At 36.5% G+C, this 14,409-nt stretch carries 13 protein-coding genes; 5 read left to right on the plus strand and 8 right to left on the minus strand.

What is annotated here, in order from left to right; genetic code table 11:
* The first annotated feature begins 3 nt into the window (after positions 1 to 3).
* A protein-coding gene (gene prfB, locus ACGH47_RS05090) for a peptide chain release factor 2 (protein WP_324101002.1) occupies positions 4 to 1,102 on the plus strand; the annotation gives its coding sequence in 2 pieces (ribosomal slippage) (positions 4 to 78 and positions 80 to 1,102; 1,098 coding nt in all).
* 30 nt (positions 1,103 to 1,132) lie between these two features.
* Positions 1,133 to 2,647: a lysine--tRNA ligase gene (gene lysS, locus ACGH47_RS05095; protein WP_411622877.1), complete on the plus strand. Its 1,515-nt coding sequence runs from the start codon at positions 1,133 to 1,135 to the stop codon at positions 2,645 to 2,647.
* Positions 2,648 to 3,270: 623 nt separating this feature from the next.
* Here lysS and ACGH47_RS05100 read toward each other — a convergent pair.
* Together ACGH47_RS05100 and upp are read right to left on the minus strand one after the other, a co-directional pair.
* On the minus strand, positions 3,271 to 4,539 hold the full coding sequence (locus tag ACGH47_RS05100; RefSeq protein WP_411622878.1) for a uracil-xanthine permease family protein: 1,269 nt from the start codon (positions 4,537 to 4,539) through the stop codon (positions 3,271 to 3,273).
* 86 nt (positions 4,540 to 4,625) lie between these two features.
* On the minus strand, positions 4,626 to 5,252 hold the full coding sequence (gene upp, locus ACGH47_RS05105; RefSeq protein ID WP_065558519.1) for a uracil phosphoribosyltransferase: 627 nt from the start codon (positions 5,250 to 5,252) through the stop codon (positions 4,626 to 4,628).
* 260 nt (positions 5,253 to 5,512) lie between these two features.
* On the opposite strand from upp, the gene ACGH47_RS05110 reads away from it, so the two are divergent.
* Positions 5,513 to 5,860, plus strand: coding sequence for a DUF805 domain-containing protein (locus tag ACGH47_RS05110; protein ID WP_267379573.1), 348 nt, complete (start codon positions 5,513 to 5,515; stop codon positions 5,858 to 5,860).
* A 130-nt stretch (positions 5,861 to 5,990) separates the two neighbouring features.
* Here ACGH47_RS05110 and ung read toward each other — a convergent pair whose 3' ends face one another.
* Positions 5,991 to 6,668: a uracil-DNA glycosylase gene (gene ung, locus ACGH47_RS05115; RefSeq protein ID WP_411622879.1), complete on the minus strand. Its 678-nt coding sequence runs from the start codon at positions 6,666 to 6,668 to the stop codon at positions 5,991 to 5,993.
* A 203-nt stretch (positions 6,669 to 6,871) separates the two neighbouring features.
* Here ung and grcA point away from each other — a divergent pair, with 203 nt between their 5' ends.
* On the plus strand, positions 6,872 to 7,255 hold the full coding sequence (grcA, locus tag ACGH47_RS05120; RefSeq protein ID WP_220216278.1) for an autonomous glycyl radical cofactor GrcA: 384 nt from the start codon (positions 6,872 to 6,874) through the stop codon (positions 7,253 to 7,255).
* 515 nt (positions 7,256 to 7,770) lie between these two features.
* Here grcA and dnaJ read toward each other — a convergent pair.
* Both dnaJ and dnaK read right to left on the minus strand, forming a co-directional pair.
* Positions 7,771 to 8,904, minus strand: coding sequence for a molecular chaperone DnaJ (dnaJ, locus tag ACGH47_RS05125; protein WP_411622880.1), 1,134 nt, complete (start codon positions 8,902 to 8,904; stop codon positions 7,771 to 7,773).
* Between the two features lie 123 nt (positions 8,905 to 9,027).
* Entirely contained in the window at positions 9,028 to 10,947 is a 1,920-nt protein-coding gene (dnaK, locus tag ACGH47_RS05130) for a molecular chaperone DnaK (RefSeq protein WP_065558514.1), read from the minus strand.
* Positions 10,948 to 11,180: 233 nt separating this feature from the next.
* Between dnaK and satP the strand changes: the two genes are divergently transcribed.
* On the plus strand, positions 11,181 to 11,759 hold the full coding sequence (gene satP, locus ACGH47_RS05135) for an acetate uptake transporter (protein WP_411622881.1): 579 nt from the start codon (positions 11,181 to 11,183) through the stop codon (positions 11,757 to 11,759).
* Positions 11,760 to 11,850: 91 nt separating this feature from the next.
* Here the strand turns inward: satP and asnB are convergent, their stop codons facing one another.
* The 3 genes from asnB to ACGH47_RS05150 all read right to left on the minus strand — a co-directional run bounded on the left by asnB (position 11,851) and on the right by ACGH47_RS05150 (position 14,399).
* On the minus strand, positions 11,851 to 13,524 hold the full coding sequence (asnB, locus tag ACGH47_RS05140; RefSeq protein ID WP_220216275.1) for an asparagine synthase B: 1,674 nt from the start codon (positions 13,522 to 13,524) through the stop codon (positions 11,851 to 11,853).
* 232 nt (positions 13,525 to 13,756) lie between these two features.
* On the minus strand, positions 13,757 to 14,101 hold the full coding sequence (locus tag ACGH47_RS05145) for a YdbL family protein (RefSeq protein WP_220216274.1): 345 nt from the start codon (positions 14,099 to 14,101) through the stop codon (positions 13,757 to 13,759).
* A gap of 112 nt (positions 14,102 to 14,213) precedes the next feature.
* Positions 14,214 to 14,399 (minus strand): YnbE family lipoprotein, encoded by a 186-nt coding sequence (locus ACGH47_RS05150; protein WP_065558684.1) that lies wholly within the window; start codon positions 14,397 to 14,399, stop codon positions 14,214 to 14,216.
* Positions 14,400 to 14,409 lie beyond the last annotated feature (10 nt).

Consider the following 14,409-nt stretch of genomic DNA (forward strand, 5'->3'; position numbering starts at 1 on the left):
TACATGTTTGAAATTAATCCGATAAAATCCAAAATAGCCGAACTTACCGAGCGCACTGATGTGATTCGGGGGTATCTTTGACTATGATTTAAAAAAAGAGCGACTTGAAGAAGTTAATGCCGAATTAGAACAATCTGAAGTCTGGGCAGATCCCGAAAAAGCACAAGCGTTAGGCAAAGAGCGGGTAACGCTTGATGAAATCATCAATACAATAGATTCTTTAACTCAAGGCCTTGACGATGTTGAAGGTTTGCTTGAACTTGCCATTGAAGCCGACGATCAAGATACGTTTGATGAAGCAAATCTAGAGCTTGAACAGTTAGAAAAAAAACTGGCTGGGCTAGAGTTTCGTCGAATGTTTTCAGGCGATTACGATAGCGCAGATTGTTATTTAGATATTCAGTCAGGTTCTGGGGGGACTGAAGCACAAGATTGGGCTGAAATGTTACTGCGAATGTATTTACGCTGGGCAGAATCTAAAGGCTTTACAACAGAAGTCATGGAAGTATCTGATGGTGATGTTGCAGGAATTAAATCGGCGACCATTAAAGTATCAGGCGACTATGCTTACGGTTGGTTACGTACCGAAACAGGCGTCCACCGTTTAGTACGAAAAAGTCCTTTTGATTCGGGTAATCGCCGTCATACATCATTTGCTTCTGTTTTTGTCTATCCAGAAATTGATGATAATATTGATATCGATATCAATCCTGCCGATCTTCGTATTGATGTATATCGGGCATCAGGTGCTGGTGGACAGCATGTCAATAAAACCGAATCTGCTGTTCGAATTACGCATATACCAACGGGAATTGTTACCCAGTGTCAAAATAATCGTTCTCAGCATAGTAATAAAGATCAAGCAATGAAACAGTTAAAAGCGAAACTGTATGAGCTTGAAATGCAGAAGAAAAATGCTGAAAAGCAACAGATGGAAGAGAACAAATCGGATATCGGTTGGGGTAGTCAAATCCGTTCTTATGTGCTTGATGATTCAAGAATCAAAGATTTGCGTACCGGCGTTGAAACACGCAACACTCAGGCCGTTTTAGACGGTGATTTAGATCAATTTATTGAAGAAAGCTTAAAAGCAGGTTTATAAACTGCTTGGTGATAAATAAAAGGTAAAATTATGTCAACACAGCAAGAGCAACAAAACCATATTGAAGAGTTAAATAACGAGCTAACTATACGTCGTGAAAAACTAGCAAATATTCGCGAGCAAGGCATTGCTTTCCCAAATGACTTTCGTCGTGATGCTATTTCAAGTGATCTTCATAAATTGTATGACGATAAAACCAACGAAGAATTAATTGAGAATAAAATTACTGTCACTGTCGCCGGTCGAATGATGATGCGCCGTATAATGGGTAAAGCTTCTTTTGTCTCTTTACAAGACGTTGCTGGGCAAATTCAACTTTATGTAACGCGTGATGATCTCCCCGAAAATTACTATAACGAGCAATTTAAAAAATGGGATTTAGGGGATATTGTCGGTGCTAAAGGTTATTTATTTAAAACTAAAACTGGCGAACTTTCTATTCACTGTGAAGAAATTCGCTTATTAACTAAAGCACTTCGTCCATTACCGGATAAATTCCATGGGCTTGCAGATCAAGAAATGCGTTATCGTCAACGCTACTTGGATCTCATTACAAATGAAGAGTCGAGAAATACATTTATCGCTCGTTCAAAAGTGGTAACTGAAATTCGCAATTTCATGCTTGAAAATCACTTTATGGAAGTTGAAACACCGATGATGCAAGTTATTCCTGGTGGGGCGTCAGCAAAACCGTTTATTACGCATCATAATGCCCTTGATTTAGATATGTACTTACGTATCGCACCAGAACTTTACTTAAAACGTCTGGTTGTCGGTGGTTTTGAGCGTGTCTTTGAAATTAATCGTAACTTCCGTAATGAAGGGGTATCGCCAAGACATAATCCAGAATTTACCATGATGGAAATGTATATGGCGTATGCTGATTATAAAGATTTGATTGTGCTAACTGAAGCATTATACCGCCGTCTGGCAATCGCTGTAACGGGTAATACCGTTGTTCAATATGGTGAACATACCTTCGATTTTGGTAAACCTTTTATTAAAATGACTATGCGTGAAGCTATATGCCATTATCGTCCAGAAACCAATAATGCTGATTTGGATGATTTTGATAAAGCATGTGCCATTGCTAGCGCAGTAGGTATCAAAATTGAAAAAGGTTGGGGACTTGGTCGAGTTGTGACTGAAATTTTTGAAGAGGTTGCTGAAGCCAATCTGATTCAACCGACATTTATTACCGAATATCCTGCTGAAGTATCACCACTGGCTCGTCGAAATGATGAAAATCCATTTGTTACAGACCGATTCGAGTTCTTTATTGGTGGACGTGAAATTGGCAATGGCTTCTCAGAACTTAACGATGCGGAAGACCAAGCTCAACGTTTTGCTGATCAAGTGTCACAAAAAGATGCCGGTGATGATGAAGCAATGTTCTATGATGAAGATTATATTACGGCTTTAGAACATGGATTACCACCGACAGCTGGATTAGGCATTGGTATTGACCGAACGGTGATGTTATTTACGAATAGTCATACTATTCGTGATGTCATTTTATTCCCAACCATGCGTCCAATAAAATAAGATACTCTACTATTGAAAACTCACTTATCTCAACAAATAAGTGAGTTTTTTATTGTAATGCAAATATCTTTTATACAACTAAAAATAATTCTAGTTTAGCTTTCCACCATACCCAAAATTCATAAAATATTTTATGCTTATCAATTTGTTAATAATTAAGTAAGCCATTACTGACTTTTCTATACAAACTGAATAATGTTTTTCATGCAACTAAAAATGTGAGTTCATCTTAATCAAGCGTATTTCAACAATTCAATATTTTTTAAATTGAATCAGTATAAATAAAATACAGAAAAATAATGATATTTTCTTAAAATCTACAAAATTAAATAAGTTATCACTTACCAACCACAGAAATGGGACTCAACATAGTCATTCATCGTGATAAAATCAGGACTAAAAATTAAACTTTATTTAATGTAAAATTAGGATAAGTTTCTTATCCATTAAGAAAAACGACGAATAACATGTCATTAGTCATTAACCAGAAACTAAAAAAAGTGAGTGTCTACTCACTTTTTATTGATAAATGAATGATATATTTTATGAAAATATCGCGCCCTTTCTTTAGTTTAATTTATCACGGTTAACAATTAATTCGTTAACCGTGATATCTATTAATCTTAATCAGTTTTTACTGTTTTGCTCGGATAAGGTAAGATTAAATTCAATAAAATAGCTAAAATGCCACATAAACTTATCCCTTGCAATGCGTAAGAACCAAAATCAAAAATCATCCCACCAATACCAAACACCAACACTAATGAAACAATACACATATTGCGCGAAACGGAAAGATCAACTTTATGTTTGATTAATATATTAATGCCAACGGATGCAATCGAACCAAATAAAAGCACCATAATTCCGCCCATGACAACAGTTGGGATAGTACTCAAAAATGCGCCAATTTTACCAATAAATGACATTAAAATCGCCCAAATTGCTGCCCATGTCATTACACGAGTTTTGAAGTTTCGTGTTAAGGTGACGGCCCCAATCACTTCTGCATAGGTAATACAAGGCGGGCCACCAAAAAAGCCTGCGGTCGAAGTTGCTAACCCATCCCCCAAAAGTGTGCGTTGTAATCCCGGTTCACGAGTATAATCTTTGCCTGTAACAGAACTAATCGCCATAATATCACCAACGTGCTCAATCGTTGGTGCAATAACAATAGGTATCATATATAAAATAGCTTGCCAATGAAATTCAGGAAAAGTGAAATCCGGTATCTTAAACCATGGCGCATCAATAACCGGTTGAAAGTTGACAATACCCATTATCCAAGACATCACATAACCAACGACAATACCTGCAATAATTGGAACAAGTTTGAAAAACCCTTTTGCCCAAATTGCCACAATCAGCGTAGTCAATAATGAGGCCATTGAAATCATAATTAATTGATAATCCTTAACCTGAAGACCACTATCTTTACCCATTGCCATACCCACTGCGACAGGCGCAAGAGATAAACCAATGACCATAATAATAGGGCCAGTTACCACTGGCGGTAAAATACGATCAATAACATGTTTGCCATTTAGTTTGACTAATAAAGCAAAAAACATAAACACAAATCCTGCTGCAACCAATCCGCCCAGAGTTGCAGGAATCCCCCATTGAGCTACACCAAAAGAGATCGGTGCAATAAAGGCAAATGAGGAAGCTAAAAATACCGGTACTTTGCCTTTCGTGGTGAGTTGAAACAATAATGTGCCTATACCCGCTGTAAACAATGCGACATTAGGATTTAAACCCGTTAATAGTGGCACTAATACTAACGCACCAAAAGCAACAAAGAGCATTTGTGCACCAGTAAAAATATCTTGCCAAGCAGGTTTCTCCTGTGATGTTTTAGATTTTTGTATATCATTTATTTTATTTGACATGTTGATCATCTCCACTTCAACTTAATCTTTTAAACTCATTTTTTAAGCATAAAAAAACCGGCTAAGCCGGTTTAAAAAATGAAATTTTATTTAGTGCCGAATATTTTATCTCCAGCATCGCCAAGTCCTGGTAAAATGTAACCTTGTTCATTTAACCGTTCATCAATGGATGCTGTATAGAGTTCAACATCTGGATGGGCTTTTTCTAATGTTTTGATACCTTCAGGTGCAGCCACTAAAACTAATACTTTAATATTTTTACACCCTGCTTGTTTTAATAAATCAATCGTCGCCACCATTGAACCACCCGTTGCTAGCATAGGGTCAACAACCAAAGCCATTCGTTCCGCAATGTCCGACGTTAATTTTTGAAAATAAGGGACTGGCTCAAGGGTCTCTTCATTACGATAAAACCCAACGACGCTAATACGAGCACTAGGCACATGCTCAAGCACACCATCCATCATACCTAAACCGGCACGAAGGATTGGTACTACAGTTATTTTTTTACCTTTGATTTGCTCAATTTGAACGGGTCCACACCAACCTTCAATGGTCACTTTTTCAGTAGGTAAGTCAGCCGTGGCTTCATAAGTTAATAAACTACCAACTTCGCTGGCAAGCGCACGAAAGTCTTTAGTACTAATATCATGTTCGCGCATTAAACCGATTTTATGACGTACAAGAGGGTGTTTAACTTCAACTATTTTCATGGAGGGCCTCAGTGTTATTTTGCTGAAAGATTTTGGTCACTTTAAATAACCACTGAGGGGTGATTTTAACATAGATAGAAGCGAGAGAAAACTCAAATTAAATTGCTAAGTTTTATAAAACTAAAAAAGATAATAATATGTAAAAAGTATAAAATTGATGAAAAATTTGTTTTATGTAATTTTTTTGATTAGAATAACCAGCCGCCTTAGTAAGGTGGTTTTTAAATGTTAATTATAAAATTTTAAAGGAAATTAATAGGATGAACTGGTTTATTAATTGTTTAACAAAAGAAAATTATTTTAATTTTAATGGTCGAGCAAGGCGTCAAGAATATTGGATGTTTGCTTTAATATACTGCATCATAGTAGTAGCTGTTTCAATAGTTTCTGCATTGCTAAGTTTTATCTTTGCTCCATTAGGCTATATTGCATACATTGTTCAGTTAGCGTTATTACTACCATGTATATCAGTTGGTGTTCGCCGTTTACACGATACAGACAAACCAGGTTGGTGGCTTTTGGTTCCTGTTATGAATATAGTTTACTTAGCTACAGATTCAACACCTGGTAGCAACCAATATGGCGAAAATCCTAAAGGGATTCAGTAAGTTTTTTTATTCTCATCAGCTAACCTGATGAGAATATTAACAACACATTATCGTATTGACTATTTTTAGTTTAACTTCACTTCTAAATCGCTTTCAAAAAACCCAATAATTTATATAATTATGTCTAATTTCAAGGTAATTTAGGTTGCCAGTCAATAGCTGCTTTACCTTGTTGCACAATAAGATCATTAGCTTTGGAAAAATGTTTACAACCTAAAAATCCACGATGGGCTGATAAAGGTGAAGGATGCACAGAAGTTAATACATGATGCTTTTGCCGATTAATAAATTGCCCTTTTTTTTGCGCAGGTGATCCCCATAACAGAAACACCACTCCCTCAAGATGTTTGTCTATAGCTGCTATGACATTATCGGTAAAAGTCTCCCAACCTATTTTGGCATGTGAATGAGCTTGACCAGCTTCCACCGTTAATACCGTATTAAGCAAAAGTACCCCTTGAGTCGCCCAAGATGCTAAATAACCATGAGAAGGGATCTGAAAACCAGGAATATCGGTAGATAACTCTTTATAAATATTTAGTAACGAAGGAGGAGGTTTAACTCCCGGTAACACGGAAAAGGAAAGTCCATGTGCTTGATTCGGTCCATGATAAGGATCTTGACCTAAAATGACAACTTTGATGTCATTAAAAGCAGTAAAACGAAATGCATTAAATACATCGTGTTGAGGAGGATAAATGATTTTACCGCTATTACGCTCAGCGGTAACAAATTGCATGATTTTTTGAAAATAAGGTTTGTCTTTTTCAGTACCAATAACATCATGCCATGTTAATTGTGTTGTCATAGTTTGTCCACGCCGTAAAAATTACTGAATATATCTTGCTAAAAAATTCTCATTTTTACTCATCATAACCTATAGTGCTCTAAAAGTTAAATAAAAGGTACTGCTTATCGTATTAATAGCTTTTTTTGACTTTAATCAAATTATATAAGTGTTATATTAACCCTAATATTTTAGGGGCAATAACGCTCATAGGAGGTTTTAAAATGATTACAGGTATCCAAATTACTAAAGCTGACAACTCAGCACTTCTTAATTCTTTTTGGTTATTAGATGACTCAACTAATGAAGCGCGTTGTGTCGCAGCTAAATCAGTATATAAAGAAGATCAAGTTATTCCAACAGCTGAACTTGGTCAGTTTGAATATCGTGAAATTCCTTTAGATATTGCACCAACTATCAAAGTTGAAGGTGGACAACATTTAAATGTTAACGTACTTCGTCGTGAAACACTTGAAGATGCCGTACAACACCCAGAAAAATATCCACAATTAACTATTCGTGTTTCTGGTTATGCGGTACGTTTCAACTCATTAACAGCAGAACAACAACGCGACGTTATCGCTCGTACATTTACAACTAAAATGTAATTTTTGATAACACATTATACAAACCCAGTACTTACTGGGTTTATTTTTATCTGTTATTCATCAGCTCAATCAACCCAGCCTCAATCGTGTGATCAAACTGGAACGAAATCACATTAAATATATAGAAAGCATCTTATTTTGTCTTGCGATATACTGAGCAAGATAAATGGCTAATACCTCATCTTTACCAAGCCACAACCTACTTCTAACAACTGTTAACTATATTCTGGCAATGAATTCTGTTTTTATTAGTTTCTAGAGTTGCATTAATTGCATCTTCTGATTAATCAAATCGATCGATATCTCAATAGATTTCCTTCTTGAAGGATACCTATTAATAGCATTTATACAGCTGTACTACTAAATTTGAGAAGATATAACGCTTAAAACAGCGAAAAGTAGATAATAAAGAGTATGTTTAAACATTATGGTAATAGCATCTAATAAAATCAAAGATAAAAGCATAAAAAAAAGAGATTAGCAAAACTAATCTCGTTTATAGAAAATCCGTCTTTTTAACCAAAAAACTTCTTCACTTTATCAAAAAAGCTTTTTTCTTTTGGACTGTGCTTAGAGCTTTTATCGGCTTTAAAACTTTCACCTAACTCTTTAAGCAATTCCTTCTGTTTACTGGTTAAATTAACTGGTGTTTCAACAACCACATGGCAATAAAGATCACCAATTGAACTTCCACGTAACGATTTAACGCCTTTACCTCGTAAGCGGAACACTTTACCTGTTTGTGTTTCAGCAGGGATAGTTAAGCTTACTTTACCATTAAGTGTTGGTACTTCTACTTCTCCACCTAGCGATGCTAAAGCAATATTAATTGGAATTTCACAATGTAAGTTAGTACCATCACGTTCAAAAATGGCATGTGGTTTAATTTGCATTTGAACATATAAATCACCAGCTGGTGCGCCATTTAAACCTGCTTCACCTTCTCCAGAAAGTCGAATACGACTACCGGTATCAACTCCGGCAGGAATCGTTACAGAAAGCGTTTTAGTTTTCTGAACTCGTCCTTCACCATGACATTTTTTACATGGATTTTTTACTACTTTACCCCGACCATGACAGGTTGGACACTCTTGCTGCACAGCAAAGAAACCTTGTCGCATTTGTACAACACCTGCACCATGACAGGTTTCACACGTCATTACATCTGAGGCTTTTTCAGTTCCTTGTCCATGACAAACGTCACAAGTTACCCAAGTCGGTACTTTTATCTCTTTGCTGACGCCTGCAGCAGCTTCTTCCAGTGTTAACGAGATATTATATTGCAGATCCGCACCGCGTGAGGAAGTTTGACTACGTCCACGACCACCACCAAAGAAATCACTAAAGATATCATCAAATGCAGAACCTCCGCCAAAACCACCGAAGCCACCAAAACCACCGCCGCCTGCGCCATGCCCTTGTTCAAAGGCTGCATGACCATATTGATCATAAGCCGCTTTCTTTTGCGAATCGGTTAATACTTCATAAGCTTCTTTAACTTCTTTGAATTTCGCTTCTGCTTCAGCTTTATTATCCTGATTTTTGTCAGGATGATATTTCATGGCTAGGCGTTTATAGGCTTTTTTTATCTCAGCTTCACTGGCACTTTTACTCACGCCTAATGTTTCATAATAATCTTTCTTCGCCATAATTAACCTTTATTTTTTATTGCATAAACAACTAAACGGGCTTGAGTTACCTCGCGCCCGTTTAATGTGTTACATGTCTAAAACTCGTTGAAATAACTCATTAAAAAACATTTTATTTAACGATTATTTTTTATCATCATCAACTTCTTTGAAGTCAGCATCAACAACATCATCTTGTGCCGAAGCGCTACCATTATTTGCTTGACCTGCAGATTGATCTGCTTGAGCTTGTTGTTGAGCTAATTCAAGTAATTTTTTTGATGCTTCCATTAACGCATTGATTTTAGCTTCAATTTCAGCTTTATCTTCACCACGAGCAGCATTTTCTAATGCAGTTACCGCATCTTCAATCGCTTTTTTATCATCAGCAGATAATTGATCGCCTGCATCAGTCACTTGTTTACGAGTTGAGTGAACAAGGTGATCTGCTTGGTTACGTACTTGTGCTAACTCTTCAAACTTACGATCAGCTTCAGCATTCGCTTCCGCATCATTGACCATTTTTTGGATTTCTTCTTCACTTAAACCTGAAGAAGCTTTAATGGTAATGTTTTGTTCACGACCAGTATTTTTATCTTTTGCTGATACATGTAAGATACCATCGGCATCAATATCAAAGGTCACTTCAATTTGTGGCATACCACGTGGTGCAGCTTGAATACCATCAAGGTTAAATTGACCTAGTGATTTATTATCACCAGCACGTTTACGCTCACCTTGTAATACATGAATCGTTACCGCAGATTGGTTGTCTTCAGCCGTTGAGAACACTTGACTATGTTTAGTTGGAATAGTCGTATTTTTCTCAATTAAGGTAGTCATTACACCACCCATCGTTTCGATACCTAAAGACAATGGTGTAACGTCAAGTAATAATACATCTTTAACATCACCACCTAATACCCCACCTTGTACCGCAGCACCTACTGCTACTGCTTCGTCAGGGTTAACGTCTTTACGTGGTTCTTTACCAAAGAAGTCTGCAACCGCTTTTTGTACCATTGGCATACGGGTTTGACCACCAACTAAAATCACATCTTTAATATCAGAAACAGTAAGACCTGCATCTTTTAATGCTGTTTTCACTGGTTCCATAGAGCGTTTAACTAAATCTTCGACTAAAGATTCAAGTTTAGCGCGTGTCACTTTGATATTTAAATGTTTAGGGCCTGATGCATCAGCTGTGATATAAGGTAAGTTGATATCCGTTTGTTGCGCTGATGACAATTCGATTTTTGCTTTCTCTGCTGCTTCTTTTAAACGTTGCATTGCAAGTGGATCATTTTTAAGATCGAAACCTTGTTCACGTTTAAACTCATCAACTAAATAGTTAATTAATCGAGAGTCAAAATCTTCACCACCTAAGTGAGTATCACCATTAGTTGCTAATACTTCGAAAGTTTTTTCGCCATCGACATCATCAATTTCGATAATTGAAATGTCAAATGTACCGCCACCAAGGTCATAGACTGCAATTGTGCGGTTACCCACATCTTTATCTAAACCATAAGCAAGTGCAGCGGCTGTTGGTTCGTTAATAATACGTTTAACATCTAGACCAGCAATACGACCCGCATCTTTAGTTGCTTGACGTTGAGCATCATTAAAATAAGCTGGAACGGTAATAACCGCTTCTGTTACTGGCTCACCAAGATAATCTTCTGCAGTTTTCTTCATTTTCTTTAGTACTTCAGCAGAAATTTGTGGTGGCGCAATTTTTTGACCTTTTACATCTACCCATGCATCGCCGTTATCAGCTTTAACAATTTTATATGGCATAATACCCACATCACGTTGTACTTCAGCATCTTCATAACGACGACCAATTAAACGTTTAATGGCAAATAATGTATTTTGTGGATTTGTTACTGCCTGACGTTTTGCTGGTTGACCAACTAAAATTTCACCATCTTGTGTGTAAGCAATAATCGACGGGGTTGTACGGTCGCCTTCAGCATTTTCTAAAACTTTAGCTTGACCATTATCCATTACTGCAACACATGAATTTGTTGTACCTAAATCGATACCAATAATTTTACCCATAATCTTTTCTCCTCAAAACCTGTATTTTATTTCTTATATATAAGACTGAAATTGTGATTTTCAAGTCTTTAATTTAGTCAAAGAAATGTTAGTGTTTCCACATAGATGGGAACATTATTATTAATATCAAGGGGGGGAATGAAAAATTATTTTTGCATAAATCTTGATTATAAAGTTTTCTACACTTATTATTGCCGCTCTTTTTTTATTAAGACACATTTTATAGGATCCTTATGGAACAAACTAAACTTGCAAATCCAGGTCCACTAGGACTAATGGGATTTGGTATGACAACCATTTTATTGAATATTCATAATGCGGGATTTTTCCCTGTGATGACAGCAATCGTATCTATGGGTATTTTTTATGGTGGACTAGCACAAGTGATCGCTGGAATTTTAGAATTTCGCAAAGGTAACACTTTTGGGACAACAGCGTTTACTTCATATGGTTTCTTTTGGATTGCGCTTGTTGGCATTTGGTATTTACCAACCTCCCCAGCAACAGCACCAACCGATGCAACCTTTGTTGGTATCTTCCTCGCATTATGGGGGATTTTCACCGCATTCATGTTTATCGGTACGTTAAAAGGTAATCGAGTATTACAATTTGTTTTTGCTAGTTTAACTGTCCTGTTTGCTTTATTAGCAATTGGTAATATTTCTGGTAATCACAGCATCATTCATATCGCAGGCTTTGAAGGGATTATTTGTGGTGCAAGTGCGATTTATTTAGCAATGGCTGAAGTACTTAACGAACAATACGGACGCACTATTTTACCAATTGGTACACCTAAAGGCGCTGCTCACTAATTGTCGCTGTTATTAAAACAAGTGATGAGAGCAATAAAAAACGGGGTAATTTCCCCGTTTTTTTATATCAATGAATAACAACATTTAACGCTTATTTTTTATAAGCATCATTATGTACACCTACTGCCGCACGGCCTGATGGATCATTAAGATTTTTGAATGACTCATCCCATTCAATCGCTTTTGCCGTAGAACAAGCAACAGTTGGACCACCCGGCACACAATGTGCTGCACTTTCAACGGGGAATAGCTCATCAAAAATTTCTCGGTACATGTAAGCTTCTTTCGATGTTGGCGTATTATAAGGGAAGCGGAATTTTGCATTTTCCAATTGTTGATCCGTGATTTTGCTTTCTGCAATCTCTTTTAAAGTATCAATCCAACTATATCCAACACCATCAGAGAATTGCTCTTTTTGACGCCAAACCACAGACGCAGGTAAATAAGATTCAAATGCTTCACGAACAATGTGTTTTTCCATTTTTCCGTTACTACCACACATTTTATCTTTCGGATTAAGGCGCATTGCCACATCTAAGAATTTCTTATCAAGGAATGGAACACGAGCTTCAACGCCCCATGCCGCCATCGCTTTATTAGCACGTGCACAATCATACATGTGTAACGCGGCTAATTTTCGCACTGTTTCCTCATGGAACTCTTTAGCATTTGGCGCTTTATGGAAATAGAGGTAACCACCAAATACTTCGTCAGCTCCTTCACCAGATAACACCATTTTAATACCCATTGCTTTAATTTTTCTTGCCATTAAATACATTGGCGTAGAAGCACGGATAGTTGTGACATCATAAGTTTCAATAAAATAAATGACATCACGAATGGCATCAATACCTTCTTGAATAGTAAAGTTAATTTCGTGGTGAACTGTACCAAGATGATCGGCAACCGCTTGTGCTGCTTTAAGATCTGGCGCACCTTTTAAACCCACTGCAAATGAATGCAATTGTGGCCACCAAGCTTCAGATTTTTCATGATCTTCAACACGACGCGCTGAGAATTTTTTAGTGATTGCCGAAATAACGGAAGAATCAAGCCCACCAGATAATAAAACGCCATAAGGCACATCTGACATAAGATGGCTTTTAACAGACTCTTCTAATGCTATACGAAGCGCATTAATGTCTGTTTTATTATCTTTGACATTTTCGTAATCCATCCAATCACGTTTATAGTAGGTTTTAATTTCACCTTCAGTGCTCGATAAATAGCATCCAGGAGGAAAAGCTTCAATCGTTTTACAAACGGGTACTAACGCTTTCATCTCAGAGGCGACATAGAATGTACCATTTTCGTCGTGTCCCATATACATCGGGATAATACCAATGTGATCACGACCAATAAAGTAAGTGCCTTTATTAATATCATAAAGAATAAAAGCAAACATACCTTGTAGTTCATCAAGACAATCAATTCCTTTTTCTTGATAGAGCGCTAAGATGACTTCACAATCAGAACCTGTTTGGAATTCATAGCGATCTTTGTACTGATTTCGGAGTTCTTGATGATTATAAATTTCGCCATTTACCGCTAAAACGAGAGTTTTATCTTTATTATAAAGCGGTTGAGATCCTGTATTAACATCTACAATTGATAAACGTTCATGAGCAAGAATTGCTTTATCAGAAGCAAAAATACCAGACCAATCCGGTCCACGATGACGCTGTAGACTTGATAGTTCTAATGCTTTTGTTCGTAGTTGTTCCGGATCTGATTTAATATCAAGAATACCTAAAATCGAACACATTGATTTTCTCCACTTAAAATCGCAAACGCGATACTATTTGTACGTAAAAATAACTATATGAAAATTTGAAAAATTTTTTTAATTTTAAATTACTTTGCCCTTTATTCTTACCCAGCTTAAAGCGCAAATAATAAAGGTAGACAGCATACACACTATTTATAAACAATTAAAGTCCCAAGTCGTGATACTTTTCCTATCGTTGCAAAAAGAACTTAACGACTTTATGACATCATCACTTTCTTTTCCATTGACCTTGTTGTTTTATAAATTGTCCAGCAGGTGTTTTTTCCTGAGCTTTTGTTCCTGCTCTCACTTCAACTTCGTTCAAAGGAACGTTACTTTCAGCAGAAACTTTTTGATATTCTTGTTTACGCGCTTGATTAATGAGTTGCGCTATTTCACTTGCATTGCTTTCGTTTTTAACTACACCTAAATAGCCATCCTCTTGTTCGCCCACTAAACCACTTGCTTTTGCTTGACTTAATGCGTTAATCGCTTGATCTAAATTTAATGCAAACACGGGTAAAGATAAAGCTGCTGTTAATAATGCAATCGTTAACTTTTTATAAATAGTCATAATAACCCCTTTAATAAATACTTTATATTTCATTAACGCCAAAGTGATTTACACTTTTAATTCACTTTTGACAACGCCAACCAAAATATAACCGTGAATCTTTAATAAATAATTAATATAAACCAGATTTATTAATTACATTGTCTAACGCTTTATCAACCTTTATGTTGATTTCATGGTCTATTTTAACATTTAGATTTATGTTTATTGGTTCATTGGGAGCCTGAACTCTAACCGTCGGTGAGCATCCCATTAATACGCTACTCACTACCATGACTGCAATCACATTCCGTATCATAAAAATAGCC

The sequence above is a fragment of the Gilliamella sp. CG16 genome, assembly GCF_046635785.1.
In the GTDB taxonomy this organism is placed as follows: Bacteria; Pseudomonadota; Gammaproteobacteria; order Enterobacterales; family Orbaceae; genus Gilliamella; species Gilliamella apicola_I.

Excerpts from the sequence above, each read along its gene's own strand:
- dnaK (WP_065558514.1), bottom strand. The coding sequence starts at position 10,947 with ATGGGTAAAATTATTGGTATCGATTTAGGTACAACAAATTCATGTGTT.
- asnB (WP_220216275.1), bottom strand. The coding sequence starts at position 13,524 with ATGTGTTCGATTTTAGGTATTCTTGATATTAAATCAGATCCGGAACAA.
- dnaJ (WP_411622880.1), bottom strand. The coding sequence starts at position 8,904 with ATGGCGAAGAAAGATTATTATGAAACATTAGGCGTGAGTAAAAGTGCC.
- ACGH47_RS05150 (WP_065558684.1), bottom strand. The coding sequence starts at position 14,399 with ATGATACGGAATGTGATTGCAGTCATGGTAGTGAGTAGCGTATTAATG.
- ACGH47_RS05145 (WP_220216274.1), bottom strand. The coding sequence starts at position 14,101 with ATGACTATTTATAAAAAGTTAACGATTGCATTATTAACAGCAGCTTTA.
- ung (WP_411622879.1), bottom strand. The coding sequence starts at position 6,668 with ATGACAACACAATTAACATGGCATGATGTTATTGGTACTGAAAAAGAC.
- upp (WP_065558519.1), bottom strand. The coding sequence starts at position 5,252 with ATGAAAATAGTTGAAGTTAAACACCCTCTTGTACGTCATAAAATCGGT.
- grcA (WP_220216278.1), top strand. The coding sequence starts at position 6,872 with ATGATTACAGGTATCCAAATTACTAAAGCTGACAACTCAGCACTTCTT.
- ACGH47_RS05100 (WP_411622878.1), bottom strand. The coding sequence starts at position 4,539 with ATGTCAAATAAAATAAATGATATACAAAAATCTAAAACATCACAGGAG.
- lysS (WP_411622877.1), top strand. The coding sequence starts at position 1,133 with ATGTCAACACAGCAAGAGCAACAAAACCATATTGAAGAGTTAAATAAC.
- satP (WP_411622881.1), top strand. The coding sequence starts at position 11,181 with ATGGAACAAACTAAACTTGCAAATCCAGGTCCACTAGGACTAATGGGA.
- ACGH47_RS05110 (WP_267379573.1), top strand. The coding sequence starts at position 5,513 with ATGAACTGGTTTATTAATTGTTTAACAAAAGAAAATTATTTTAATTTT.